Here is a 22,721-nt window from a genome sequence, read left to right as displayed (position 1 = left end):
CGTTAGCCGTTTCCGGGGGCTCGTGGTGAGGGCGGGCGGCGCTAGGCTGGGGACATGGGCACAGCTCTCCGCACACCACCCGCGCCGCAGCCGGAGCTATACCGGTTCTCCCGGCTCGATTTCATCACCGTTGGACTCTATGTTGCCGTGGCCGCATTCTTCGCCGTGGCGGGCGGGCTGTTGGCACCGCTGCTGCTGCAGATATCGCCCAATCCTGCGGTGGCGTCCTACGCGGTGAACCTGGTCTTTTACGCCACCATCGGCCTCCTTGCCCTGACCGCCGCGCGGCGGGTTGCCGGCCGCGACCTCCGCGTTCTGGCCACACGGCCCTGGTTCACGGCGTTCATGGTGCCGCTGGCCGTAGTGGCGATGCTCATCCTCACCGCGGTTCTCGTGGCCGCCAGCGGGCCGGTGCAGACCTCCGCCAATCAGGCCGGGCTCCAGGCGCTCATGCAGCAGGTCCCGGTCTGGCTCATGGTGCCCCTGCTGGTGGTGGTGGGCCCGTTCGTCGAGGAATACATTTTCCGCCACCTGCTGATCGGCAAACTGAGCCGCCGGGTCAACCTCTGGGTCTGCTGTGCCCTGTCCGCGGTCCTCTTCGGGGCCCTGCACATCGTGGGCCAGGAGCAAATGACCCTGCAGGTGCTGATGCCCTACCTCGCCATGGGCGCCGTCCTGGTGTTCGTATACGTGTGGACCGGGAAGAACGTGATGTTCTCCTACTTCGTCCACGCCTCCAAGAACCTTCTCGCGGTCATCTTCATTTACGCGATTCCGCCGGAGGTCCTCGAACAGCTGCAGCAGGTCCAGGGCTAGCCGAAGCAACGCGGGAGATCTGCGGGCCGGGCCCTTCCGGCGCGGACGCCGAGGTCGTAGGTTCTTTCCATGACACTGAACATCCAGATGGCCGTGGACTGCAAGAACCCGCACGAGCTCGCCGACTGGTGGGCTGAAACACTGGAGTGGGCCGTGGAGCCGCAGGATGAGGTTTTCATCCACTCCATGATCGATCAGGGCTTCGCTACGGAAACAGACACCACGATGCATCACGGCAAGCTCGTGTGGCGCGTGGGCGCCGCCATCCGCCCGCCCGAAGAACTCGGCGCCAAATCGCCGGCCCGGCGCATTCTGTTCCAGACCGTCCCGGAAGAAAAAACCATCAAGAACCGGGTCCATTGGGACGTGAGGCTCGCGGGTGCGGACAAGGACGCCGTGCGGGCCGCACTTGTTGCGCGCGGCGCCACGTTCCTCTGGACTGCCAACCAGGGACCGCATTCCTGGCACACCATGGCGGACCCGGAAGGCAACGAGTTCTGCATCAGCTGACGCCATTACTAGACTCGGACTGTGAGCAACGAAATCCCCGCCAAGGTATCCGACGTCTTTGACCCCACCCGGTGGCGCACCGTGTCCGGTTTCGACGACTTCCAGGACATGACCTACCACCGGCAGGTGGAGCGTGGGGGGGACGGCTCCGTGGTCCGGGACCTGCCCACCGTCCGCATCGCCTTCGACCGCCCCGAGGTCCGCAACGCCTTCAGGCCGGGCACTGTGGACGAGCTCTACCGCGCCATGGACCACGCCCGGATGACCCCGGACGTGGCCACCGTCCTGCTCACCGGAAACGGCCCCTCCCCCAAGGACGGCGGCCACTCGTTCTGCTCCGGCGGGGACCAGCGGATCCGCGGCCGTGACGGGTACCGGTACGCCGACGGCGAGACCCAAGAAACCATCGACCCCGCCCGCGCCGGCCGGCTGCACATCCTGGAAGTCCAGCGGCTCATGCGCACCATGCCCAAGGTGGTCATCGCAGTCGTCAACGGCTGGGCGGCCGGCGGTGGGCACTCTCTCCACGTCGTCTCGGACCTCACCATCGCCTCCCGCGAGCACGGAAAGTTCAAGCAGACCGATGCCACCGTGGGAAGTTTCGACGCCGGCTACGGCTCGGCCCTCCTGGCCCGCCAGATCGGCCAGAAGGCCGCCCGGGAAATCTTCTTCCTGGCCCGCGAATATTCCGCCGAGGACATGGTGAGGATGGGCGCCGTGAACGAGGCCGTGGACCACGAACGCCTTGAGGAGGTCGCCCTGGAGTACGCCGCGGACATTGCCCGGCAGTCCCCGCAGGCCATCCGCATGCTCAAGTTCGCGTTCAACCTGGCAGACGACGGCCTGGCCGGCCAGCAGGTCTTCGCCGGCGAGGCGACCCGCCTGGCGTACATGACCGACGAGGCCGTGGAGGGCAAGGAGGCCTTCCTCGAGAAGCGCGATCCCGACTGGTCCGCGTTCCCGTACTACTTCTAAGGCGCACAGTGACTTCCGGAGCCATGAACATCGAGCCCGCGCTCAAGGCGCTGGCTGCTGCCCTCCACGGCGAGGGTCCCGCCGTCGAACTCTCCGCCGGGCCGGACGGCTCACCGGTGCTGGGATTCCCTGATACGGCCGGCATCGAGGACGCGGCCGTCGTGGTGCGGACCTCCGGGTCCACCGGCGCGCCCAAGGCGACCGTCCTGACCGTCGAGGCCCTGGCGGCCTCGTCCATGGCGACCGCCTTTGCGCTCAAGGGCGAGGGCCAGTGGCTGCTGGCCCTCCCCGTCCAGTACGTGGCCGGGGTACAGGTGCTGGTCCGCTCGCTCTTTGCCGGGACCCGCCCGTGGGCCATGGACCTGTCCGGCGGCTTTACGCGGGAGGCCTTCACCGCCGCGGCGCTGGAGCTCACGGACAAGATCCGTTTCACCTCGCTGGTGCCCACGCAGCTTCAGAGGTTGCTGGACGCGCCCTCCGCCGAGACGCTGGCGGTGCTGCAGCGCTTCAACGCCGTCCTGCTTGGCGGCGGCCCCGCGCCTGTGGAGCTGCTCGCCGCGGCCCGGGACGCCGGAGTGCGCGTGGTGACCACCTACGGCTCGTCCGAGACCTGCGGCGGGTGCGTGTACGACGGCTTCCCCCTCGAAGACGTCCTGGTCCGCGTGGAGGACGACGGCCGCATCCTGCTGGGCGGGGCAACCATCGCCGCCGGGTACCTTCAGGCCCCCGAGCTCTCGGCAGCGACGTTCATCGAAGAGGACGGCGTCCGCTGGTACCGGACCAACGACCTCGGTGAACTGGACGCTGACGGCCGGCTCACCGTTCTCGGCCGGGCCGACGACGTCGTCATCACCGGCGGCGTCAAGGTTTCCGCCGCCCATGTCCAGACTGAGCTGGAAAAACTCGACGGCGTGCGGGCGGCTTTTGTCGCCGGTGTGCCCTCCGCCGAGTGGGGCCACGCCCTGGCCGCGTACGTCGCCGTGGGCGACAGTTCCCCGGAAGGCATGGCGGCGTTCGCCGCCCGTCGGAACGAAACCTGGGGACCGGCGTTGGGCCCGCTGGCCCCGAAAACGGTCCTGCCCGCGGCGGAACTGCTCATGCTGCCCAACGGCAAACCGGACCGCTTGGGCATGACGGTCCTGCTGGATGCGCTCCATCAGGGAAAATAGACAAGCCGCCTCCGGCCGGCGCTTCAACCAACCAACGAGTATTCAACCAACCAACGAGGTACTGACCGTGGCCACAGCCGCACAATGGATCCAAGGCGCCCGACTGCGCACCCTGCCGGCCGCGATCGCACCGGTGCTGATCGGCAGCGCAGCCGCCTACGAGATGGATTCGTTCATCCTGCTGAACGCCGTGCTCGCCGCCCTGGTCGCCCTGCTCCTGCAGATCGGCGTCAACTACGCCAACGACTACTCGGACGGCATCCGCGGCACGGATGAGGACCGGGTGGGTCCCCTCCGGCTGGTGGGCTCGGGCGCGGCCAGCCCGGAACACGTCAAACGGGCCGCGTTCGCGGCGTTCGGGCTGGCCATGCTGTTCGGCCTGATCCTGGTGATCATCACGCAGGCCTGGTGGCTCATCCTGGTCGGCGTCGGCTGCGTGCTGGCTGCCTGGGGCTACACAGGGGGCAAGAACCCGTACGGCTACCTCGGCCTGGGCGACGTCTTCGTGTTCGTGTTCTTCGGGCTCGTCGCAACACTTGGCACCACGTATACCCAGGCGGGGCAGCTCAGCCTCGCCGCCATCATCGGGGCGATTGGCACCGGGCTGATCGCGTGCGCGCTGCTGATGGCAAACAACGTCCGCGACATCCCGACCGATAGAAAGGCGGGAAAGAAAACCCTGGCTGTCCGGCTCGGGGACAAGCACGCACGCGAAAGCTACGTGCTGATGCTCGCCGTCGCGATCCTGCTGGTCATTGTCCTGGCCCCCGCGCGGCCCTGGATGTTGATCGTGCTGCTGCTGATCCCCGCCAGCCTCATGCCGTCCTGGCTGATGATTGCCGGGCGGCGCCGCAAGAGCCTCATCCCCGTGCTGAAACAGACCGGACTGATCAACCTCGGCTTCGCCGCGCTGTTCTCAATCGGACTCGTCCTCAGCCATGGGTTCTAAGGCCGGGGGCTCTGAGCCGCGGCTTCCCAAGGACTGCTTGAAACCACGGCCCGGCGCTCAGGCCTCTGGCTGCTGGGAATCCTTGCGGCGGTTGTCCGTGCGGACTGCAATGTCGGGGTTCGCGTCTACGAGGCGGTCTTCGGCCTCGGCGTCAGCCACCTCGCCGGCGCTGCGCATCGGCTTGGCCTTGCCCGAGAACCGGTGGTGGAGCGTCGCAGTGGCCGCGTCGCGTTGCCTCTGGAAGAACAGGAAGCTGATGGCGAAGGACATCATCCCGGCGCACAGGGCAGCCAGGAGCACTCCCAGCTGCAAGTAGAGGAAGAGCGCAAACAAGGGCGCAAACAGCGCCAGCCGAATCAGGGTGTATTTGAGGAAAGCCACCCCTTAAGTTTAGCCGCCAGGACGGCGGCGCTGCTTCGGCCCGTCCTGCTCCCCCGCAGCTGCGGTGCCGGCGGCCCGCACCCGGCCACAGTGACCGGCGCGGTCGAGGCGCCCGACGGCTAGACTGAAGGTATGCTCCGTGTAGTGGTTCCGATCGTCATATTGGCCGTATTTGTCTATGGACTGGTCGACCTCATCCGCACCGACGGGCGGCTGACCAGGGGCATCTCCAAGACCGCCTGGATCTTCGTGCAGATCCTCCTCCCCGTGGTCGGCGCCACCCTGTGGTTCCTCATTGGACGCCCCCGCGCCACGGACACCGCACCGGTCGCCTACAGCCACCCGGTAGCGCCCGACGACGACCCCGACTTCCTCCGCAACCTTGCAATCCCCCGCCGCAACCAGGCCGAGGCCGACAGGCTCAAGAAGCTCAAGGAAGAACTCGACGCCAAGGAACGCAAGCCCGACGCCGGTGGCGCGGAAGCCGGCGGCACTGAAGGCGCCGGCGATGCCCACGAACCCGGCGATGCCGGAACGCCAGGTACCGACGAAGTGAAGTAGCGCGGGGTTAAGTAGCGCGGGGTCAGGTAGGTGGGTTGACCGTTGCAGTATTCCTGCTGCCACCATGGTGGATACTGACGAACTGCCCGGCGCCAAGCGCGAATTCGGAGCATAGAATGGCTAGATCATCGGCCGAAGCATCTGAGCTCGGAAGTGGTGGAATGCGTTTGAACCATGGATGACATTTCGCGCAGGGCCTTACTTTCCGCCTGCTTGGGTGCCGGCGTCCTCGTTTCGTTGCCCGGGGCCGCTGCGCCCGGCATCTCAACAGCGGAGGATGCCGGGCTCCGGGGCGACCCGTTCATGCTCGGCATTGCCTCAGGCGAACCATGGCCGGACGGCTTCGTGCTTTGGACCCGTTTGGCGCTTGACCCGCTCACCGAGGACGGCCTCGGCGGGATGCCATCCAGAAGCATCCCGGTAGCCTGGGAGGTGGCCGAAGACGCCGCGATGGGCAAAGTGGTGGCCCACGGCCTTGAGTACGCCCATGTAGAGAACGCCCATTCCATCCATGTGGAATTGCGAGGGCTAAAGCCGGGACGCGAGTACTTTTACCGGTTCCGCTGCGGACGTCATGTCAGTCCCACTGGCCGGACGCTTACGAGCCCCGCGCCTTATGAGACTCCGGCTGCGCTCGCGATGGCCTTCGCGAGTTGCGCGAAGTATGAGCAAGGCTACTTCACGGCATACGCGCACCTTGCCCAAGACCACCCTGATCTGGTGCTGCACCTTGGCGACTACGTATACGAACGCCGCAGCGGCACCGATGTCCGCGAAGAGGCGCGCAACCGCGACGTGCTGGAGACGGTAACGCTTGAGGGCTACCGCCAGCGCCATGCACAGTACAAGTCCGACGCCGATCTGCAGGCCGCGCATGCGATCGCACCCTGGCTGGTGGTCTGGGACGACCACGAAGTCGACAACAACTATGCGGATGACGTTCCCGAGGACAGGAGTCCGGCCGAGATGAACGATACCGCTGCGCGCTTCCGTGTGCGCCGCGCCGCGGCATTCAAGGCCTACTACGAGAACATGCCGTTGCGCGCCTCCTCTGTGCCGGCCGGAGCGGACATGAAGATCTATCGCACAATCCGTTGGGGCCAGCTGGCCAATTTCCATATGATGGACACCCGCCAGTACCGGGATGCTCAGATCTCCGGCGGGTGGGGGAAGAATCTTGCCGGGCGGCTGGACAAGAACCGCACAATCACCGGCACCCGGCAGGAGAAGTGGCTCTTGGAAGGATTCAGGAACTCCACCCAGCGCTGGGACATCCTGGGCCAGCAGGTCTTCTTCGCCGAACGGGACCGCAATGAGGCCGCCGGCATCGACGACGTGTCCATGGACAGCTGGGACGGCTACGCAGCATCGCGCCGGCGTATCACCCAGGGCTGGGTGGATGCCAAGGTGCGCAACGCCGTCGTACTCACAGGGGACGTTCACCGGCACTGGGCCAACGAACTGAAAGTCGATTTTAAGGACCCCGCGTCGCCGGTGGTGGGCTCGGAACTGGTCAGCACGTCCATTACCTCCGGGGGCAACGGTTCAGATGCCACGTTCGATCCCATCATGGCGTGGAACCCGCATCTGAAGTTCTTCAACAATCAGCGCGGCTACGTGAATACACGGATCACCAAAGACTCCCTGCGGGCCGATTTCCGCGTGCTGGACTTCGTTAGCAGGCCGGGGTCCCCGGTCAGCACCAAGGCCTCGTTTCAGATCAACGACACCGTTCCGGGCCTCGAGCCCCGCGCGTAGTCGCGGCCCGCGGCAAGACGTAGCTGTCCCCCGCCGGTCCGGGGCGCTGTTGTTTACAGGCCGGAGTAGGAGTGCAGGCCGTTGAAGAACTGATTCACGATCGTGAAGTTGAAGACCACGCACAGGTAGCCGACGATCGACAGCCAGGCGGCACGGGTTCCGGTCCAGCCACGGGTGGCGCGGGCGTGCAGGTATCCGGCGTAGACCACCCAGATCACGAACGTCCAGACTTCCTTCGTGTCCCAGCCCCAGAACCGGCCCCAGGCCTTCTCGGCCCAGATGGCGCCGAACATGAGCGTAAACGTCCAGCCGACGAACGCGATGGCGTTGATGCGGTAGGACAGGTTCTCCAGGCTCAGGGCGTTCGGGACCAGGCGCATGAATCCGAGCTTGTCGGCACCGCCGGCGCCGATGCTCTTCTGCCGGTGCGACTGCACGAGCTGCAGCGCGGACATGGCGAACGTCAGGGTGAACAGCGCCGAGGACATCACCGCGATGGAAACGTGGATGATCAGCCAGTAGCTCTGCAGCGCCGGCACGAGGTGGCCCACGGGCGTCCAGAAGGCGATGGAGGCCGCAACCAGCATGATGATGGCCAGACCGATCACAAACGTGCCCAGGAAGCGCAGGTCGCGGCGGATCAGCACCAGCAAGAAGACGGCCACGGCAACGAACGCGCCGGTGGTGAGGAATTCGTACATGTTGCCCCACGGCACGCGGCCGGCACCCAGCGCGCGGGTGATCACACCGGCCGCATGAATCGCAGCGCCGAGGACGGTCAACGCGACGGCCACCCGGGCGGGGGCACGCCGCTCGCCGGTGTAGCGCATGCTGCCGTCGGCGGTCTGGCCCGCACCGGCCGCGGTGCCGCGACCGGAGACGGCCGACGTCGGACGCTCGGCACGGCCTGCAGGGCCGCTGACGTCCGCATCGGAGCGGTCAACGTCGCTCCCGGCGGTCCCCGCACCGACGCCGACCGCCACCCGCGCGGACTCGGTTGTGGTCGACTGCGCGGCGAGTTCCGCGGCCTTGAGGTCCACCGCGCGCAGCATCTTGCTGCTCTTGGCCAGGTCCCAGGCGAAGGCGATGAACGCCACCGTGTACGTGCCGGCGGCCAGCAGCATGAAGAGCTCGCTGTACTGGCCCATGGTTTCGTTGATCGAGAACAACATTACTGATCCTTCTTCGACTCGGAAGAGCCGGCTGTTGACTGGATGAAGTCTTCTGCGGGTTGTTCTTCGGTGGCGTGCGTGCCGCCGGCACCCGTGCTGCCTGTAGCCGTGCTGGCCTTGTCCGCCCGGTCATTATCCGCTGTTGTGCTGGGAGCGGGCTGGGAACCGGTCGTGGCGTCCTCGCCCACTAGCCATTCGTCGGAGAGGAGCCTGCGGATAGCCGCAGCCTCCCCGGCCAGTCGGTGGTCTTCACCGCGGGCCAGGAGACCGTACTCCACCATGGTGCGGCCGTCCGCGTGGGTGCCGGTACGGACCCAGACGCGGCGGCGGTTCACGTAGAGCGAGGTCACCAGCCCCGCAACAGCAAGGAGCGCGAAGATCAGGGCGTACAGCTGGCCGGGGTTGTGGTGAATGTCCACGCCGATGTAGCGCTTGACGCCGTCGAAGCTGATGGAGCCCTTGCCGTTCGGCAGCGTGTAGTTGCTCCCGGGCGCCAGGACGATGCCCTTCGTGGCGAGGTTGCGGGCGTTGAGCGGCGTCAGTTTCTTGACGTCGAGTTCGAAGACGTTCTGCGGCGAACCCGCGTCCAGGCCGAGGTCGCCGAAGTAGGAGTTCAGCGTCAGCTGCGGGTTGATGAGCTCCGGATCACCGCTGAAGGACACGCCCTTGTCGGTGACGAAGGCCGTCGGCAGGAAGAACCCGGCGAAGGCGAGCTGTTCCGGTTTGGCGTCCGGGACCTTGATGACCACGGAGGAGTAGTAGTTCTCGCCCTGGAGCTTGGCGACCACGGGACCCTGCATGGCAATATTGCCGGCGCCGTCGCGGATGGTGACCACAGGAGCGTAGCCGTTGCCGGTGAGGTACACGCTGGTGCCGCCGAGGCTGAGGGGGTCGTTGACCTTGAGCACTTCCTTCTTGGCAGGTGCGTCCGGGTTTTCCTTCGTGGTCACGGCGGCCGCGAAGTCGATGGGCTGACCGAATTTGCCCTTCGATTCACGGTCGAAGGTGATGTCGAACTTGTCCAGCTGCACCGAATACGGCTGGAGCTGGCTGCTCTGGAAATTGGTGCCGGGCGTGAACTGGTCGTAGCCGACGAGGGTGTTGACGAACGTGTCGCCCTCCACCAGGATCCGCTGCCCGCTGTAGCCGAAGAGGCCGCCGGCCGCCACCGAGACCAGCACGCCGATCAGCGAGGTGTGGAAGACGAGGTTGCCGACCTCCTTCAGGAAGCCACGCTCGGCCCCGATAGAGGGGCGGGCGCCGTCGCGGTCCCGAACGTCGACCCGGTATCCACGCTTCTTCAGCAGCTCTGCGGCGCCGGAGATGGCGGCCGACGCCGGGATCCCGGCGTCGGCCGGAATCACGAGGGTTCCGTATTCGGGGAGCCTGGACAGGCGGGCGGGAGTGCGCGGGGGCTGGGAGCGCATCGCCTTGTAGTGCGCGATGGCGCGCGGGATCACACAGCCGATCAGCGAGACGAAAAGCAGGATGTAGATCGCGGAAAACCATGCAGAGGAATAGACGTCGTAGAGCTGCAGCGAGTCCAGGATCTTCCCGTAGTCCGGGTGGTCCTTGATGTACTGGGTGACGATCGCCGGGTTGGCCGGGCGCTGCGGGAACAGCGAGCCGGGCACGGCGGCGACGGCAAGCAGCAGGAGCAGAAACAGGGCCGTGCGCATGCTGGTCAGCTGCGTCCACGCCCACCGGAGCATGCCCAACGGACCCAGCGAGGGCAGGACGGCCTCGGGCTTCGGGGACTTCTTCTTCTTTTCGTTCACGCGCTCGCTCATCAGATTGGCAATTTCACATCGGTTTGGAACCAGTACTGCAACCCGGAGACCCAGGTGCCCCACACGCCGCTGGCCATCAGGATGCCGAGCAGGATCAGGATGCCGCCGCCGGTGCGCTGGATGGCGAGCCGGTGCGTGCGGAAGAAGGACATCACGCCGATGCCGCGGCGCACGGCCAGGGCGATCAGCAGGAACGGGATTCCCAGCCCAAGGCTATACACGAAGGCCAGGAACGCCCCTTTGGCCGCCGAGGAGCCGCCGGAGAGGCTGAGCAGCTGGACGGCGGAATAGGTGGGGCCGATGCACGGTGCCCAGCCGAGCCCGAAGGTGATGCCCAGCAAGGGCGCGCCCCACAGCCCGGCCGGTGGTTTGGCGTGGATCTTGGCATCGCGCTGGAGCCAGCCGAAGCCGCCCATGAACACAACGCCCATGACAATCACCAGGACGCCCAGCAGCTGGGTGATCCACTTGTTCTGCGAGCCGGTGATGAGGCTGCCCAGCTGCCCGAAGGCCCCGCCGAGCAGCACGAAAATCACGGAGAAGCCGAGGACGAACAGCCCTATGCCGGCCAGCATGCGCCCGCGCCTTTGCTTCTGCAGGTCGACGCCGGTCAGTCCCGTCACGTAGCCCAGATATCCGGGCACCAGCGGAAGGACGCAGGGCGAGAGGAACGAGACGAGTCCGGCCAGCAGCGCGACGGGGATGGCAAGCAGGAGCGATCCGTTCAGGATGGCTTCGGCGAAGGGGCTGTTCACGGCAGGGACCGCGCTACTCGGCCACGGCGGCGGCGATGAGGGCCTTCAGGGTGCCCTGCTGGATTTCGCCCAGGACCCGGGAGGCGACGCGGCCTTGCTTGTCCAGCACGAGGGTGGTGGGCACGGCGCCGGGCGGCACGAGTCCGGAGACAGCCAGCAGCACCGCCCCGTCCTTGTCATTGAAGCTCGGGTACGTCAGGTTGAAGGTCTTGTCGAACGCGTCGGCCGTGGCTTTCTCGTCGCGCAGGTTTACGCCGAAGAACTGCACGCCCTTGGGCTTGAATTCCTGGTGCAGCGCCTCGAGGGACGGCGCCTCGACCCGGCAGGGGGCGCAGGCGGCGAACCAGAAGTTCAGCACGGTGACCTTGCCGGGGAAGTCCGCCGACGTGACGGCGGTGCCGTCGAACAGCGTCCCCTTCAGCGCCACGGGACTCTTGCGGTCAGCGACGGCGAACTCGGTCACGGACCCGTCTCCGGCCACGTAATTCTTGTTGTCCCCGGCCTTGGCCTGCTTGGCGAGGGCATCGTCCTGGGCGCAGCCGGACAGCCCGAACACTGCGGCCAGCGCGGCGCCGCCGGCAGTCAGTACGCTGCGGCGGGACAGCGGAGTCCCTTCAAGGCGGTTCGCGGCCATGGTCAGGCTCCCGGGGTGCTGGCGGCACCGGGCAGGAGGGCGGCAGCGGGCTCGCTGTAGTCGACGCGCACCAGAGCGCCGGCGTCGTCGAACACCAGGGACGTGAGGGACGTCAACGTGCATTCGCGCTTGCGCGGGTCGTGCCACAACGGCCGGCCTTCGGCGCTGAGCCGCGTCGCCCAAATGGGCAGCTGGTGGCTGACAAGGATGGCTTCGGCCCCGTTGCCGCCCAGCTCGACGGCCCGGACGCGCGCGTCCTGGGCGGCCGCGATGACCCGCGCAGCCTGCTCCTTGTATGGCTCACCCCAGGATGGCCGGAACGGGTTGTACAGCCGGGCCCAGTGCTTGGGCCGGAGCAGCTCCGCCTTGGAGACGTGGAGGCCCTGAAAATAGTTCTCGGCTTCGATGATGCGGGCTTCGGTGGCAATCTCGAGGCCCAGGGCATCGGCAATCGGCTGTGCCGTCTCCTGCGCACGGGTCAGCGGGGACGCGGCGAGATGGACGATCCGGGCCCCTTGTTCGGAACGCTCCCTCAAGTGTTCGGCCAGCGCGCGGGCCATCTCCCGGCCGAGTTCGGAGAGGTGGAATTCCGGCAGCCTGCCGTACAGGACACCATCGGGATTGTGGACCTCGCCGTGGCGGAGCAAATGAACAGTGGCTTGGGGCATGTCTACCAGTTTCTCAAAGATGCCGGTCGATCTGAAATCTTCTACAGGAAGTAGAACTGATGAGTTTGGAAAAATGTTCCCCGGAGTTGGAATAAAAGATGCAAATGCATGTTTATACTGGGTGAGCAGTTAGTTGAGGATTCAACCAATGAGGCTTCGACTAACGATCAGACGAACCACCGCAGTACCAACCCGACTCAAGGAGCATCACCATGGCACTTCCCGCAAACGTCACCACCGGCACCTGGACCCTCGACCCGTCACACAGCGAGATCGGTTTCACCGTTCGCCACGCCGGCATCAGCAAGGTCCGCGGCCAGTTCACCGACGCCGCAGCCACCCTGGACCTCGCCGAGAACGTCACCGACTCCAAGGTCAATGCCTCGATCAAGACCGCAAGTTTCGACTCCGGCGACGCCAACCGCGACGGCCACGTCCGCGGCGAAGACTTCTTCGATGTCGAGAAGTTCCCGGAGATCTCCTTTGTCTCCAACACCATCGTCCCCAAGGGCGACGCCTACGAACTCCAGGGCGACCTCACCATCAAGGGCGTCACCCGCCCCGTGGCCCTCGAGACCGAGTTCAACGGCGTGGCCGTCGATCCGTTCGGCAACACCCGCGCTGGCCTCAGCGCCGAAACCACCATCAGCCGCAAGGACTTCGGCCTGACCTGGAACGCGGTCCTCGACGCCGGCGGCGTGCTGGTCAGCGACAAGGTTGCCATCAACCTGGAACTGGCTTTCATCGCTCCCGCAGCGTAACCAGTATTCGGTGCAGTCCGGGTCCGGTCATTTCGTCCGGTCCCGGCGGCCGACGCCGGTCCGCCGGTTTCAGCGCCCTGCTTCATCTTCGCGATGAAGCAGGGCGCTGTTGTTTGCGCCGCTCCTGTTGCCGGGACAGGCGGTGCGAACGGCGCCGCCGCGGGCCTGTGGATTCCCTAGATAACAGGGATACGGCGGTCTACAGTGAGAGCCATGAGCAACCCGAGTGATGTACCGCCACAGCAGCCGGGCGCCCAGCCTCCGGCGTCGGGGAACGTCCCGCCAGCCGGCCCACAGCAACCCCCGGTCAACCCGTCGTCCACTCCCGGCTACCAGCCACCGCCGCAGCCGGGGTACCAAGGTGAGCCCGGCTATCAAGCTCCCCCACCGGGGTATCAGGCACCGCCGCCCGGCTATCAAACTCCCCCACCGGGGTATCAGGCACCGCCGCCCGGGTACCAGGGCCAGCCGGCGTCCACGGGCGGATTCCGCTTCGAGATGCCCACCGACCGTCCCAGGAACGTCAGCGATGCCCTGCCTATAGGCGGCCTCTCCGGAATGTTCAGGGTCGCTGCGATGCCCACCGTGCTGAAGGTCTCGTACTGGATCTGGCTTATCGGCGGACTCCTGGGACTCCTGGGCGGAGTCATCGGGTTGTTCGGGTCTTTCGTCCTGATCGCCTTCGCGCCGGCAATCGGGCTCCTGGTGCTGCTCCTTGTAATCGTGGCTCTTGCACTGGCCACCGCTCAGATCATCCTGGCCATGAAAATGAAGGAAGGCCGGGAGTGGGCCCGCTTCGCCCTCACCATTCTTGTCGGCATCTCTTTGGTGCTGGCCCTCATCAGTGCGGGCGTCGCCGACGGCCGGGCGGGCGGAAACCTGCCGGGCTTCATCATCAGCCTGGTGGCGACCGTACTCATGTGGCTACCGAACGCCCAGGCCTGGTTTGTCGCCAACCGGGGCCGGATCTAGGCCTGCAGACCCACCGGGAACCCGCCGGATCGTTGCGGCGGCAGTGCATCCCCGCCGCCATTCCAGCCGCTTCCCCGCCGCGGCCGTGCCGGCCTTCGAATGAGGGTTGAGAATACCTCTCCGGAATGATCCACAGGGCGGCCGGGCCGCGGTACGGTTGAGCTAAACCATGCTGGGGGCAGGGGAGGATCTCTGGTCCCGTTGGACGATTCAGTGATCGACACGCAAAGGACCGCTACATGAGCAACTCGCCAGTCCAGCCCCCACCGCCCAACGGCTCCGAGCCGGGCCGGGAGTCCACTCCGGGCTACGACCAGAACGCCCCGCAGACCCCGCAGTACGGCCAGCAGACCCCGCCCGCCTATGGCCAAAACGCGCCGCAGTACGGCCAGCAGACACCGCCGGCCTACGGCCAAAACGCGCCGCAGTACGGCCAGCAGACACCGCCGGCCTACGGCCAAAACGCGCCGCAGTACGGCCAGCAGACACCGCCGGCCTACGGCCAAAACGCGCCGCAGTACGGCCAGCAGACACCGCCGGCCTACGGCCAAAACGCCCCGCAGTACGGCCAGTCCCCCTACGCCCAGTACCCGTCCGAACAGCCGCAGGCTCCGGGCCCGGTTCCCCAGTTGGTCAATACGTCGTTCTGGCTGATCATCGCAGCCGGAGCCCTGTGGGTCATCTCGATGCTGATTTCACTGGGATCCCTGGACACCCCTGCCGTCCGTGACATGTTCGAGCAGCAGATGGCAACGAGCGGCACGAAGGTCGATTTCGAATCCATCAAGGGTGTCCTGATCGGCACCATCGTGGTGTTCGCCTTGATCAGCGCCGGGCTATACGCCCTGGTCGCATTCAATGTCCGCAAGGGCAAGAACTGGGCTCGTATTCTGGGAACCGTATTCGCCGCCTTGTCGATCTTCAACATCATCCCGCTCAGCCTCGCCACGCTGGCGGCGCTGGTGGGCATTGCGGCCATCGTGCTGCTCTACCTGCCCGCGGCCTCGCCGTATTTCCGGAAGCGGCAGTCCCTTGCCAACCCCTACGGACAGCCCGGAGCCCCCTTCGGGAAGTAACTTCGACAAGAACCACCCAGCCAAGAACCACCAGCAGAAAACGGTTCAGCGGGCGCGGGAGCCGGAGGGTTGGCCGATCTAGTCGGCGTCTTCCGGGTCCTGCGCCCTTTGTGCGTGGTAGGCCAGAATCTGCAGTTCCGTTGCCATGTCGACCTTGCGGAGATTGACCCCCGGGGGGACCTGCAGCATTACCGGTGCGAAGCTGAGGATGCTCCGCACGCCGGCGGCAATGACCCGGTCGCAGACGTCCTGGGCCACCGCGGCGGGCAAGGCGAGGACCACCATGTTGGCACCCGTCCGTTGCAGTACCGGCTCAAGGTCAGCAGCGTCGCTGACCCGCAGCCAGCCGACCTCGCTACCCACCACCATCTGGTCGGCGTCGAAAATTGCCACAATGTCAAAGCCCCGCGACTCGAATCCGCCGTACCGGGCCAGAGCCTTGCCCAGGTTGCCCGCACCGACGATCGCGACTTTCCAGTCATGCGTCAGCCCGAGCGCAGCCGCGATATTGCGGTTAAGGTACTGGACCTCGTAACCAACACCCCGGGTTCCATAGGAGCCGACATAGGAGAGGTCCTTGCGCAGCGTCGAGGAACTAACTCCGGAGGCCTCCGCCAGCGACTCGGACGAGACCCGGTCAACCCCGTCAGCCAACAGTGTGGTCAGGGCGCGCAGATAGATGGTCAGCCGGGCCACGGCCGCGGGTGGAATCTGTTTGGCGGCAGTCCCGGCTCCCCCGGGGACAGCCCCGGGGGATGAATCCAGCGAAGTCACTATCTGCTCCATTGCGTCGCGTTGTGCTTCCCACTCTAGAGCCCCCGCGCATCACGCAACAAAGCACCCCGCCGTCAGGACGGCTGGCCGAGGACCCGTTGCAGGGTCCGGGTCAGGCGGGCCTCGTCGATCTTCCAGAAATCCCGCTGGACCCCGTTGACCAACACCACCGGGATCTCCTCGGCAAAGCGCTCACGCAGCCCTGCGTCGTCGTCCACCGATTTCTCCGACCAATCGATTCCGAGCGCAGCGGTGACACGGGCGACGGCGGCGCGCGCCTCCGCGCACAGGTGACAGTCAGCTTTGGTGATCAGAACGACATCGGGGACGGGCGGGGGTGTGGCCATGCATCCACCGTAGCCCGGTGGCCGCTTCGGCGTCGACGCGCGGCACCGTGCGGGAGGGCCGCACCGCAGTTCTGCCGCCGCGTCGCGCACCCTGCGGCAGGTCCGGGGCCGGTCATTGACTAGACTCGTGGCATGCCCGAGGAGAAATACGTCGCTGTGGCCAGCGAGCCTGCTGCATCGACGCAGCACGGCGAAGCCGCTTTCTTCGACGTCGACAACACCCTCATGAAGGGCGCAAGCCTTTTCCACGTGGCACGCAAGCTGCACCAGCGCGGCGCGTTCACCCTGAGGCAGGCTGCCGGTTTCGCCTGGAAGCAGCTCATGTTCATACTGCGCGGCGAAAACATCGACGATGTCCATGCCGTCCGTGACTCCGCCCTGACACTGGCCGCCGGCATCACGGCGAAGGACATCGAAGCCCTGGGCGAAGAAGTCTATGACGAGATGATTGAGTCGCGGATCTGGCCGGGAGCCAAGGCCCTGGCGGAGCAGCACCTCCGGGTCGGGCGCAAAGTATGGCTCGTCACAGCGACGCCGATCGAGGTAGCCACGGTCATTGCCGCCCGGCTGGGCCTGACCGGGGCGCTGGGCACGGTGGGCGAGATCCTGGACGGCTCGTACACGGGGCGGCTTGTGGGCGAAATCCTCCATGGCCCGGCCAAGGCCGTCGCAGTCCAGAAAATTGCCGAGGACCAGGGGCTGGACCTCAGCCGCTGCTGGGCCTACAGCGATTCCCACAACGACATCCCGCTGCTGAGCATGGTGGGGCACCCCGTTGCCATCAATCCCGACTCCAAGCTGCGCCGTTACGCCCGCGAACACAACTGGCCGGTCTACGACTTCCGTGCCGGCCGGCGCGCCGCCACACTGGGATTCAAGGCCGCGACGGTCGGCGGGGCCATCTACGGCCTGTGGCGGGGCTTCTCCCGTTTCCGCGGACCCAGCCGCTAGGCCCCCGCAGCTTTCCCGTGCCGGTTCGGAACGCGTCGCGGATCCGGCGCGAAATCTTCCGACCGGGACGGCGCAAGAAAAATGCCCGCCGCCTGGAAGGCAACGGGCATTTCATGCATTTCGAAGTATTGCTACTTCTTATTGCGACGCTGGTGGCGCGTCTTGCGAAGCAGCTTGCGGTGCTTCTTCTTGGCCATACGCTTGCGACGCTTCTTAATAACTGAACCCACGAAAGTTCCTTACCGGCTAGATGCAGTACCTGCCTGTTGGGAAGGGTCCGCGGGCTAAGCAGCAGACTGAAGCAACTGACAGGTTCTTACAATGACGTAAAACGTTCCTTAACAGGGTACCGCCTCTGCGAGGCACCCACGACCGCGGGCCCCGTGCGGGGCCCAAAGCGGTCAATTCACGCTGTGAATGTTGCCGCCAGCTGTTCAGCCAGTTCCGGCGTGGCCGTCGCCCCGGTCGACGACGGCACCCTTGAGGTACTGTTCGACGGCGTTTTCCGGCACGCGGTAAGAGCGGCCGAACCGCACGGCCGGCATCTCCCCCGAATGCACAAGACGGTAAACAGTCATCTTTGATACCCGCATAAGTTCCGCGACTTCGGCCACGGTCAAAAAGCGGGCCTTGGAGAAGTTGGCCTCCGTAGACATTTCCCTATTCCTTTGCTCAAGCGAACGGCAGCCCCACCTGGTGACATGGCGGTGTGCCGATGCTGAGCCATCAAACAACCATGTGTTAGCAACACTAGTTGCTCATGGTGCCAATGTGAAAGAGTTCTCAGGAATCCCCACACGATTTCCGCAGGAATTTCGAAAATCTCGCACCGCCCGCGCTTCCTGTTCAACCCTCAGCCGCGCGTCCGGCGTGTACGGGCCGAGGCGGCCATTTGGCCAAGTACCGACGCCGTTACATCCCAGTCCATGCAGGCATCCGTGACGCTCTGGCCGTAGACCAGCCCGTCGCGGCCGGCGGCTCCGTCTTTGCCTGCGGCTGTGACGGCGGCGTTGAGCTCGAGGGTTTGAGCCCCGCCCACCAGGAAGCTCTCCAGCATGACACCGGCGATGGCCCCGGCCGCGGCTCCCCCACCTTCCAGCTGGGCACCAATTTCGAGGGCGACCTCGGCCTGGCGGTGGTGGTTCTTACCGCTGTTGGCGTGGCTGGCGTCGACGATCAGGCGGGGGTTCAACTGCTTCGCGGCGAGTTTGGCGGAGGCCGCTTCAACGTCTGCGGCGGAGTAGTTGGGTCCCTTGCGTCCGCCGCGGAGGATGACGTGGGTGTCCGGGTTGCCGGCGGTGGCCACAAGAGCGGCCCTGCCGTCGTCGTCGATCCCGAGGAACGCCTGGGCGGCAGCGGCGGCGCTGCACGCATCCAGCGCCACCTGGAGGTCGCCGTCGGTCCCGTTCTTGAAACCGATCGGCATGGACAGCCCAGAAGCCAACTGGCGGTGGATCTGGCTCTCCGTGGTGCGGGCACCGATTGCGCCCCAGACGACCAGGTCCGCGACGTACTGGGGGCTGATGGGCTCAAGGAACTCGGTGGCGGTGGGCAGACCCAGGGCGGTGACCTGCCGCAGGAACGCCCGGGCTGCGCGTAGGCCCGCGGCGATGTCGTGGCTGCCGTCCAGCCGGGGGTCGTTGATCAGGCCCTTCCAGCCCACCGTGGTGCGCGGCTTTTCGAAGTACGTGCGCATGACGATCAGCAGGTCTTCGCGGTGCTTCTCCGCTTGGCTCACCAGCCGGCGGGCGTATTCCAGCCCGGCCTTGGGGTCGTGGATGGAGCAGGGGCCCACAATGACGAGAAGCCGGTCGTCCACACCGTCCATGATGGCCCGGACCTCGTCCCGGCCCCGTCCGACGACCTCGGCCAGGCGGGCCTCCAACGGCAGTTCCGCCATGAGGTCCTGCGGAGTGGGGAGCGCGGTGAACTCGCTAACGCGCAGGTTCGAGGTGGAATGCTGGGTGCCGGGGGCTGCTTCGATGCTCATGTTCGGGTCCTGTTCCGGATGCGGAGCGGGCCCTGATCAGAACCCGCCGGAGAAATGGCGAAGGGCAGAGAATGATCTCTGCCCTGTTGGCTCTGAAGGAAAGTTGGATGCGTGTCAGTTAGACGCGGGCCCCTCCAGAGCCAACGAAAAATACGCATACCAACGGTTAGTCATAGCGTCGACGATAGCCCGGCGCCGCGGCCGGGGCAAACGACGTGCGTAACAATTCGGCGGCGCACAAGGTCAGGCACCCGGCCCGGCGCGCAGCCCGGTCAGCCGACTGTATGCCCAAAACATGACCGCTAGAGTGTTCTGGAGCACACGCTGAAGATCCTGCAGAACCGGAGACAGCCATGACGCAGACCGTCCCGCCCGGCAACCCCGAGGCTCCGACCACTCCCGCGGCCACCGCCACGGACCCTGGGGCCTCCGCGTCCGGGCAAGCCACAGCGGCGGCCGCCCGCGGCATCCCTGCCGCGTTGAAGCGCCGCGTGCCCAAATACGCCGACCTTGCGCCCTTGATGCAGTTCAAGAAGCCGGAGTTCAGCCGGGCCGCCAGGCTGCGCCGTGCCAGCACCATCTGGGACCTGCGGGACATGGCCAAGCGCCACACGCCCCAGGCGCCGTTCGACTACACCGACGGCGCCGCCGAGGCCGAAATCTCCCTCCGCCGCGCCCGCCAGGCGTTCCTGGACATCGAGTTCCGGCCCGGGGTCCTGCGTGACGTCTCCAGCATCGACCTGAGCACGGACATCCTGGGTGGGCCGTCCCGGCTGCCGGTGGGGATCGCGCCCACAGGGTTTACCCGGATGATGCAGTCCGAGGGCGAATACGCCGGCTCCCAGGCCGCCGCAGCCGCCGGCATTCCCTATACCCTCTCCACCATGGGCACGGCGTCCCTGGAGGACGTGGCGGCCGCGGCACCCACGGGCCGGAACTGGTTCCAGCTGTACCTGTGGACGGACCGGGACCGTTCGCTGGAACTGATCCAACGTGCCGCCGCTGCGGGCAACGACACCCTTATGGTCACGGTGGACACCGCCGTCGCCGGCGCCAGGCTCCGCGACGTCCGCAACGGCATGACCATCCCGCCCGCCCTGACGCTCAAGACCATCCTCGACGCCTCCTACCGGCCCGCGTGGTGGTTCAACTTCCTTACCCACGAGCCGCTGACTTTCGCGTCACTGTCCCGGTACACGGGCACGGTCGCGGAGCTGATCAACTCCATGTTCGACCCCACCCTGACCTACGCCGACCTCGACTGGCTGCGCGAGACATGGAAGGGCAAACTCGTGGTCAAGGGCATCCAGACGGTCGACGACGCCCGCAAGGTGGTGGACCACGGCGCGGACGGGATTGTGCTCTCCAACCACGGCGGCCGCCAGCTGGACCGGGCACCGATCCCGTTCCACCTGCTCCCCGAGGTCTCTGCCGCGCTGAAGGCGGACCGCAGCGAGGCGGCGATCATCCTGGACACCGGCATCATGAGCGGCGCGGACATCATCGCCGCCCTCGCCCTCGGCGCCGACTTCACGCTGATCGGTCGCGCCTACCTGTACGGGCTCATGGCCGGCGGACGGGCCGGGGTGGACCGCGCCCTCCAAATCCTGGCGAAGGACATGGAACGCACCATGGCCCTGCTGGGCGTCAGCCGGATCGCGGACCTCACCCCGGATCACGTGCGGATCCTCGGCAACTAGCACGCCGAGCGCGCGAGCAAGAAGCGTCGGCGGAGCGCGTACGCAGGGCGGCATACGCGGGGAGGAGGGGTTACTTCTTGCGGCCGAACTTGGGCAGGTTGGCCAGGAGATCGGCGGCCTTGGTGGCGGCCCGGCCCACGGTGCGCCCAATCTGCTGGGGCATCTTGTCCTCCCCTGCCGTTCCCACCGGGATGACGACGGCGGGGCTCAGCGGGCTGCCGGCAGGGCGGGCCGCCAGTGCGGCGGCGGGCTGCGCGGCCACCGGCTGCGGGACGGCCGCAGCGGCCAGGCCATCCGGGACGGCGGCAGGACTGGATTCGCGGTGGAGGGCCGCGGCCGCGTCCGCTGTCGCAGCGGGGCCGACGTCGAACGCCTGCAGCCAGCTGGCGATCCCGGCGAGCGGCTTGGGGTTGAGCGTGTAGTACCGCTTCTGGCCCTGGGCGCGCATGCTCACCAGGTCCGCTTCGCGGAGGACTTTGAGATGCTTCGAAATGGTGGGCTGGCTTGCCTCAAGCTCCTGGACCAGTTCCCCCACTGCCTTATCCCCCTTGCGGAGGGCTATCAGAATGTCACGCCTGGTTGCCTCAGCAATGACGGCAAATACGTCGTCTGTCACCATGCCCTCCACACTAGCGACATATACGCCAGATGGCATCCACCAGTTGGTGCCTTGGTACCGGGCCTCAGCCCGGGCCCGGACCTAGTCGAACCAGGGGTCCAGTCCGTGCAGGGGAAACACTTCCTTGCGGGTGGCCATGATGGTACGGTCCACCTCGTCGTTGGGGTCAAAGCCCACTTCCCAGGACCTCCACCAGAGGTCGACGTCGTCGCCCATAGTCTCGGGGGGCTCCACCCCGAATTTGGCCCCGTACTTGTCTTTGACATAGCTTCGCCAGTCCTCCGGAACCGGGGTGCGCAGCGGTACCGGCCGGCCGGCGGCGATGCCAATGAGGTGGCTCCAGGACCGCGGCACCACACTGACGACGTTGTAACCGCCGCCCCCTGTGGAAATCCACCGGTTGTCGCAGTAGCGCGCGGCAAGGTTGCCGATGGCCGTGGCGGCCTCGCGCTGGCCGTCCACGCTGATGTTCAGGTGCGCGAGCGGGTCAAGCCGGTGCGAGTCGCAGCCGTGCTGGCTGACGATGACTTCCGGTTCGAACGCGCCAATGAGCTGGGGCACGACGGCGTGGAAGGCCCGCAGCCATCCGGCGTCCGCGGTGCCGGCCGGGAGGGCGACGTTCACGGCGCTGCCTTGCGCGTTCGGGCCGCCGATCTCGTTGGCAAACCCGGTGCCCGGGAAGAGGGTCAGCCCGGACTCGTGCAGTGAAATAGTCAGCACGCGCGGATCGTCCCAGAAGATGCTCTGCGTGCCGTCGCCGTGGTGCGCATCCACGTCGACGTAGGCCACGCGCTGGACGCCGCCGTCGAGCAGCCGCTGGACCGCGAGGGCGGCGTCGTTGTAGATGCAAAAACCGCTCGCGCGGTCCCGGGAGGCGTGGTGCATCCCGCCGCCGAAGTTCACGGCCCGCACCGCGCTGCCGTCCAGGACGGCAGCGGCCGCGAGCAGGGAGCCGCCGGCCAGCCGGGCGCTGGCTTCGTGCATGCCGGCAAAGGCGGGGTCATCCTCGGTCCCGAGGCCCCTGGCGTGGTCGGGGGTGTCCGGGTTTTCGCTCACACGCCGCACGGCGGCCACAAACTCCGCACTGTGGACCGCGCACAGCTCCGCGTCGGCGGCCACGTTCGGTGCCGCCACCGTGACGTGGTCCAGATCCAGCAGTCCCAGGCTGCCGGCCAGCTTCGCCGTAAGCTCCATTCGCTCCGGCGCCATCGGGTGGGAGTGGCCAAAGTTGTAGGCAGTCATGGCAGGAGCCCACACCACCGTCGTCGGCAGCGCGGTCTGAGCGAGTCCGGGCAGGAATGTCATCAATCACAGGCTACCGGAGCGGTCCCGGCTTCCCCCGCTTGCATGGGTGCTTTCCCCGGCCATTACCCGAGAATAGTGGTTTACTACT

At 66.5% G+C, this 22,721-nt stretch carries 25 protein-coding genes; 12 read left to right on the top strand and 13 right to left on the bottom strand.

All coding sequences use genetic code 11. The features are described 5' to 3' along the window. The first annotated feature begins 54 nt into the window (after positions 1-54). The 5 genes from BLQ10_RS03605 to BLQ10_RS03585 all read left to right on the top strand — a co-directional run bounded on the left by BLQ10_RS03605 (position 55) and on the right by BLQ10_RS03585 (position 4,419). The gene (locus tag BLQ10_RS03605; protein WP_091558476.1) at positions 55-816 is read left to right on the top strand and encodes a CPBP family intramembrane glutamic endopeptidase; all 762 of its coding nucleotides are present in this window, start codon (positions 55-57) and stop codon (positions 814-816) included. 69 nt (positions 817-885) lie between these two features. Beyond that, positions 886-1,326, top strand: a complete 441-nt coding sequence (locus BLQ10_RS03600; protein ID WP_091558473.1) for a VOC family protein — start codon at positions 886-888, stop codon at positions 1,324-1,326. 21 nt (positions 1,327-1,347) lie between these two features. Beyond that, positions 1,348-2,301, top strand: coding sequence for a 1,4-dihydroxy-2-naphthoyl-CoA synthase (locus BLQ10_RS03595; RefSeq protein ID WP_091558470.1), 954 nt, complete (start codon positions 1,348-1,350; stop codon positions 2,299-2,301). Between the two features lie 23 nt (positions 2,302-2,324). Further along, a complete protein-coding gene (locus BLQ10_RS03590) occupies positions 2,325-3,470 on the top strand; it encodes an AMP-binding protein (protein WP_091558468.1) in 1,146 nt (381 codons plus the stop codon). 67 nt (positions 3,471-3,537) lie between these two features. After that, positions 3,538-4,419: a 1,4-dihydroxy-2-naphthoate polyprenyltransferase gene (locus tag BLQ10_RS03585; protein WP_028276409.1), complete on the top strand. Its 882-nt coding sequence runs from the start codon at positions 3,538-3,540 to the stop codon at positions 4,417-4,419. A 57-nt stretch (positions 4,420-4,476) separates the two neighbouring features. Here BLQ10_RS03585 and BLQ10_RS03580 read toward each other — a convergent pair whose 3' ends face one another. Next, positions 4,477-4,800, bottom strand: a complete 324-nt coding sequence (locus tag BLQ10_RS03580) for a DUF4229 domain-containing protein (RefSeq protein WP_091558466.1) — start codon at positions 4,798-4,800, stop codon at positions 4,477-4,479. 132 nt (positions 4,801-4,932) lie between these two features. Between BLQ10_RS03580 and BLQ10_RS03575 the strand changes: the two genes are divergently transcribed. Both BLQ10_RS03575 and BLQ10_RS03570 read left to right on the top strand, forming a co-directional pair. Beyond that, positions 4,933-5,361: a PLD nuclease N-terminal domain-containing protein gene (locus tag BLQ10_RS03575; protein ID WP_091558464.1), complete on the top strand. Its 429-nt coding sequence runs from the start codon at positions 4,933-4,935 to the stop codon at positions 5,359-5,361. A 174-nt stretch (positions 5,362-5,535) separates the two neighbouring features. Continuing rightward, positions 5,536-7,119 carry an alkaline phosphatase D family protein gene (locus tag BLQ10_RS03570; protein ID WP_091558462.1) on the top strand — a complete coding sequence of 528 codons (1,584 nt, stop codon included), beginning with the start codon at positions 5,536-5,538 and terminating at the stop codon, positions 7,117-7,119. Between the two features lie 53 nt (positions 7,120-7,172). Here BLQ10_RS03570 and ccsB read toward each other — a convergent pair whose 3' ends face one another. The 5 genes from ccsB to BLQ10_RS03545 are packed head-to-tail and all read right to left on the bottom strand — an operon-like array spanning position 7,173 to position 12,138. Further along, the gene (gene ccsB, locus BLQ10_RS03565) at positions 7,173-8,291 is read right to left on the bottom strand and encodes a c-type cytochrome biogenesis protein CcsB (RefSeq protein WP_175558459.1); all 1,119 of its coding nucleotides are present in this window, start codon (positions 8,289-8,291) and stop codon (positions 7,173-7,175) included. Next, on the bottom strand, positions 8,291-10,081 hold the full coding sequence (locus tag BLQ10_RS03560; protein ID WP_091558459.1) for a cytochrome c biogenesis protein ResB: 1,791 nt from the start codon (positions 10,079-10,081) through the stop codon (positions 8,291-8,293). Before BLQ10_RS03560 ends, ccsB begins: the two co-directional genes overlap by 1 nt. Then, positions 10,081-10,836 carry a cytochrome c biogenesis CcdA family protein gene (locus BLQ10_RS03555; RefSeq protein ID WP_091558456.1) on the bottom strand — a complete coding sequence of 252 codons (756 nt, stop codon included), beginning with the start codon at positions 10,834-10,836 and terminating at the stop codon, positions 10,081-10,083. Before BLQ10_RS03555 ends, BLQ10_RS03560 begins: the two co-directional genes overlap by 1 nt. Before the next feature lie 13 nt (positions 10,837-10,849). Beyond that, complete coding sequence (locus BLQ10_RS03550; RefSeq protein ID WP_091558453.1) at positions 10,850-11,470, bottom strand: TlpA family protein disulfide reductase; 621 nt, start codon at positions 11,468-11,470, stop codon at positions 10,850-10,852. A 2-nt stretch (positions 11,471-11,472) separates the two neighbouring features. Then, positions 11,473-12,138 (bottom strand): histidine phosphatase family protein, encoded by a 666-nt coding sequence (locus tag BLQ10_RS03545; protein ID WP_091558450.1) that lies wholly within the window; start codon positions 12,136-12,138, stop codon positions 11,473-11,475. 212 nt (positions 12,139-12,350) lie between these two features. Here BLQ10_RS03545 and BLQ10_RS03540 point away from each other — a divergent pair, with 212 nt between their 5' ends. The 3 genes from BLQ10_RS03540 to BLQ10_RS03530 all read left to right on the top strand — a co-directional run bounded on the left by BLQ10_RS03540 (position 12,351) and on the right by BLQ10_RS03530 (position 14,947). Continuing rightward, positions 12,351-12,899, top strand: a complete 549-nt coding sequence (locus tag BLQ10_RS03540) for a YceI family protein (RefSeq protein ID WP_091558447.1) — start codon at positions 12,351-12,353, stop codon at positions 12,897-12,899. A gap of 498 nt (positions 12,900-13,397) precedes the next feature. Then, positions 13,398-13,871: a hypothetical protein gene (locus BLQ10_RS22260; protein ID WP_175558458.1), complete on the top strand. Its 474-nt coding sequence runs from the start codon at positions 13,398-13,400 to the stop codon at positions 13,869-13,871. 239 nt (positions 13,872-14,110) lie between these two features. Beyond that, positions 14,111-14,947 carry a Yip1 family protein gene (locus tag BLQ10_RS03530; RefSeq protein ID WP_091558443.1) on the top strand — a complete coding sequence of 279 codons (837 nt, stop codon included), beginning with the start codon at positions 14,111-14,113 and terminating at the stop codon, positions 14,945-14,947. Between the two features lie 78 nt (positions 14,948-15,025). On the opposite strand, the gene BLQ10_RS03525 is transcribed toward BLQ10_RS03530, so the two are convergent. After that, a complete protein-coding gene (locus tag BLQ10_RS03525; RefSeq protein ID WP_091558441.1) occupies positions 15,026-15,721 on the bottom strand; it encodes a redox-sensing transcriptional repressor Rex in 696 nt (231 codons plus the stop codon). A gap of 74 nt (positions 15,722-15,795) precedes the next feature. Further along, positions 15,796-16,068: a glutaredoxin family protein gene (locus BLQ10_RS03520; protein WP_091558438.1), complete on the bottom strand. Its 273-nt coding sequence runs from the start codon at positions 16,066-16,068 to the stop codon at positions 15,796-15,798. Positions 16,069-16,200: 132 nt separating this feature from the next. On the opposite strand from BLQ10_RS03520, the gene BLQ10_RS03515 reads away from it, so the two are divergent. Further along, the gene (locus BLQ10_RS03515) at positions 16,201-17,019 is read left to right on the top strand and encodes an HAD family hydrolase (protein WP_091558436.1); all 819 of its coding nucleotides are present in this window, start codon (positions 16,201-16,203) and stop codon (positions 17,017-17,019) included. A 131-nt stretch (positions 17,020-17,150) separates the two neighbouring features. On the opposite strand, the gene BLQ10_RS03510 is transcribed toward BLQ10_RS03515, so the two are convergent. The 3 genes from BLQ10_RS03510 to BLQ10_RS03500 form a co-directional block, all read right to left on the bottom strand. Beyond that, the gene (locus BLQ10_RS03510) at positions 17,151-17,249 is read right to left on the bottom strand and encodes a 30S ribosomal protein bS22 (protein ID WP_003792170.1); all 99 of its coding nucleotides are present in this window, start codon (positions 17,247-17,249) and stop codon (positions 17,151-17,153) included. 204 nt (positions 17,250-17,453) lie between these two features. Then, positions 17,454-17,675 carry a helix-turn-helix domain-containing protein gene (locus BLQ10_RS03505; RefSeq protein WP_091558434.1) on the bottom strand — a complete coding sequence of 74 codons (222 nt, stop codon included), beginning with the start codon at positions 17,673-17,675 and terminating at the stop codon, positions 17,454-17,456. A 197-nt stretch (positions 17,676-17,872) separates the two neighbouring features. Further along, complete coding sequence (locus BLQ10_RS03500; protein ID WP_091558431.1) at positions 17,873-19,009, bottom strand: 3-deoxy-7-phosphoheptulonate synthase; 1,137 nt, start codon at positions 19,007-19,009, stop codon at positions 17,873-17,875. A 353-nt stretch (positions 19,010-19,362) separates the two neighbouring features. On the opposite strand from BLQ10_RS03500, the gene BLQ10_RS03495 reads away from it, so the two are divergent. Continuing rightward, complete coding sequence (locus tag BLQ10_RS03495) at positions 19,363-20,709, top strand: alpha-hydroxy acid oxidase (RefSeq protein WP_091558428.1); 1,347 nt, start codon at positions 19,363-19,365, stop codon at positions 20,707-20,709. A 70-nt stretch (positions 20,710-20,779) separates the two neighbouring features. Here the strand turns inward: BLQ10_RS03495 and BLQ10_RS03490 are convergent, their stop codons facing one another. Both BLQ10_RS03490 and BLQ10_RS03485 read right to left on the bottom strand, forming a co-directional pair. Further along, complete coding sequence (locus BLQ10_RS03490; RefSeq protein WP_091558424.1) at positions 20,780-21,328, bottom strand: ArsR/SmtB family transcription factor; 549 nt, start codon at positions 21,326-21,328, stop codon at positions 20,780-20,782. An 81-nt stretch (positions 21,329-21,409) separates the two neighbouring features. Continuing rightward, complete coding sequence (locus tag BLQ10_RS03485; RefSeq protein ID WP_091558422.1) at positions 21,410-22,633, bottom strand: acetoin utilization protein AcuC; 1,224 nt, start codon at positions 22,631-22,633, stop codon at positions 21,410-21,412. Positions 22,634-22,721: the final 88 nt, after the last annotated feature.

This window comes from Arthrobacter sp. ok362, from assembly GCF_900102785.1.
GTDB lineage: Bacteria > Actinomycetota > Actinomycetes > Actinomycetales > Micrococcaceae > Arthrobacter.
The sequence above is the reverse complement of the archived record's forward strand: the minus strand, read 5'-3'. Positions and strand labels throughout refer to the sequence as shown.

Excerpts from the sequence above, each read along its gene's own strand:
- BLQ10_RS03605 (WP_091558476.1), top strand. The coding sequence starts at position 55 with ATGGGCACAGCTCTCCGCACACCACCCGCGCCGCAGCCGGAGCTATAC.
- BLQ10_RS03600 (WP_091558473.1), top strand. The coding sequence starts at position 886 with ATGACACTGAACATCCAGATGGCCGTGGACTGCAAGAACCCGCACGAG.
- BLQ10_RS03590 (WP_091558468.1), top strand. The coding sequence starts at position 2,325 with ATGAACATCGAGCCCGCGCTCAAGGCGCTGGCTGCTGCCCTCCACGGC.
- BLQ10_RS03575 (WP_091558464.1), top strand. The coding sequence starts at position 4,933 with ATGCTCCGTGTAGTGGTTCCGATCGTCATATTGGCCGTATTTGTCTAT.
- BLQ10_RS03570 (WP_091558462.1), top strand. The coding sequence starts at position 5,536 with ATGGATGACATTTCGCGCAGGGCCTTACTTTCCGCCTGCTTGGGTGCC.
- ccsB (WP_175558459.1), bottom strand. The coding sequence starts at position 8,291 with ATGTTGTTCTCGATCAACGAAACCATGGGCCAGTACAGCGAGCTCTTC.
- BLQ10_RS03560 (WP_091558459.1), bottom strand. The coding sequence starts at position 10,081 with ATGAGCGAGCGCGTGAACGAAAAGAAGAAGAAGTCCCCGAAGCCCGAG.
- BLQ10_RS03550 (WP_091558453.1), bottom strand. The coding sequence starts at position 11,470 with ATGGCCGCGAACCGCCTTGAAGGGACTCCGCTGTCCCGCCGCAGCGTA.
- BLQ10_RS03545 (WP_091558450.1), bottom strand. The coding sequence starts at position 12,138 with ATGCCCCAAGCCACTGTTCATTTGCTCCGCCACGGCGAGGTCCACAAT.
- BLQ10_RS03540 (WP_091558447.1), top strand. The coding sequence starts at position 12,351 with ATGGCACTTCCCGCAAACGTCACCACCGGCACCTGGACCCTCGACCCG.
- BLQ10_RS22260 (WP_175558458.1), top strand. The coding sequence starts at position 13,398 with ATGCCCACCGACCGTCCCAGGAACGTCAGCGATGCCCTGCCTATAGGC.
- BLQ10_RS03530 (WP_091558443.1), top strand. The coding sequence starts at position 14,111 with ATGAGCAACTCGCCAGTCCAGCCCCCACCGCCCAACGGCTCCGAGCCG.
- BLQ10_RS03520 (WP_091558438.1), bottom strand. The coding sequence starts at position 16,068 with ATGGCCACACCCCCGCCCGTCCCCGATGTCGTTCTGATCACCAAAGCT.
- BLQ10_RS03515 (WP_091558436.1), top strand. The coding sequence starts at position 16,201 with ATGCCCGAGGAGAAATACGTCGCTGTGGCCAGCGAGCCTGCTGCATCG.
- BLQ10_RS03505 (WP_091558434.1), bottom strand. The coding sequence starts at position 17,675 with ATGTCTACGGAGGCCAACTTCTCCAAGGCCCGCTTTTTGACCGTGGCC.
- BLQ10_RS03500 (WP_091558431.1), bottom strand. The coding sequence starts at position 19,009 with ATGAGCATCGAAGCAGCCCCCGGCACCCAGCATTCCACCTCGAACCTG.
- BLQ10_RS03495 (WP_091558428.1), top strand. The coding sequence starts at position 19,363 with ATGACGCAGACCGTCCCGCCCGGCAACCCCGAGGCTCCGACCACTCCC.
- BLQ10_RS03490 (WP_091558424.1), bottom strand. The coding sequence starts at position 21,328 with ATGGTGACAGACGACGTATTTGCCGTCATTGCTGAGGCAACCAGGCGT.
- BLQ10_RS03485 (WP_091558422.1), bottom strand. The coding sequence starts at position 22,633 with ATGACATTCCTGCCCGGACTCGCTCAGACCGCGCTGCCGACGACGGTG.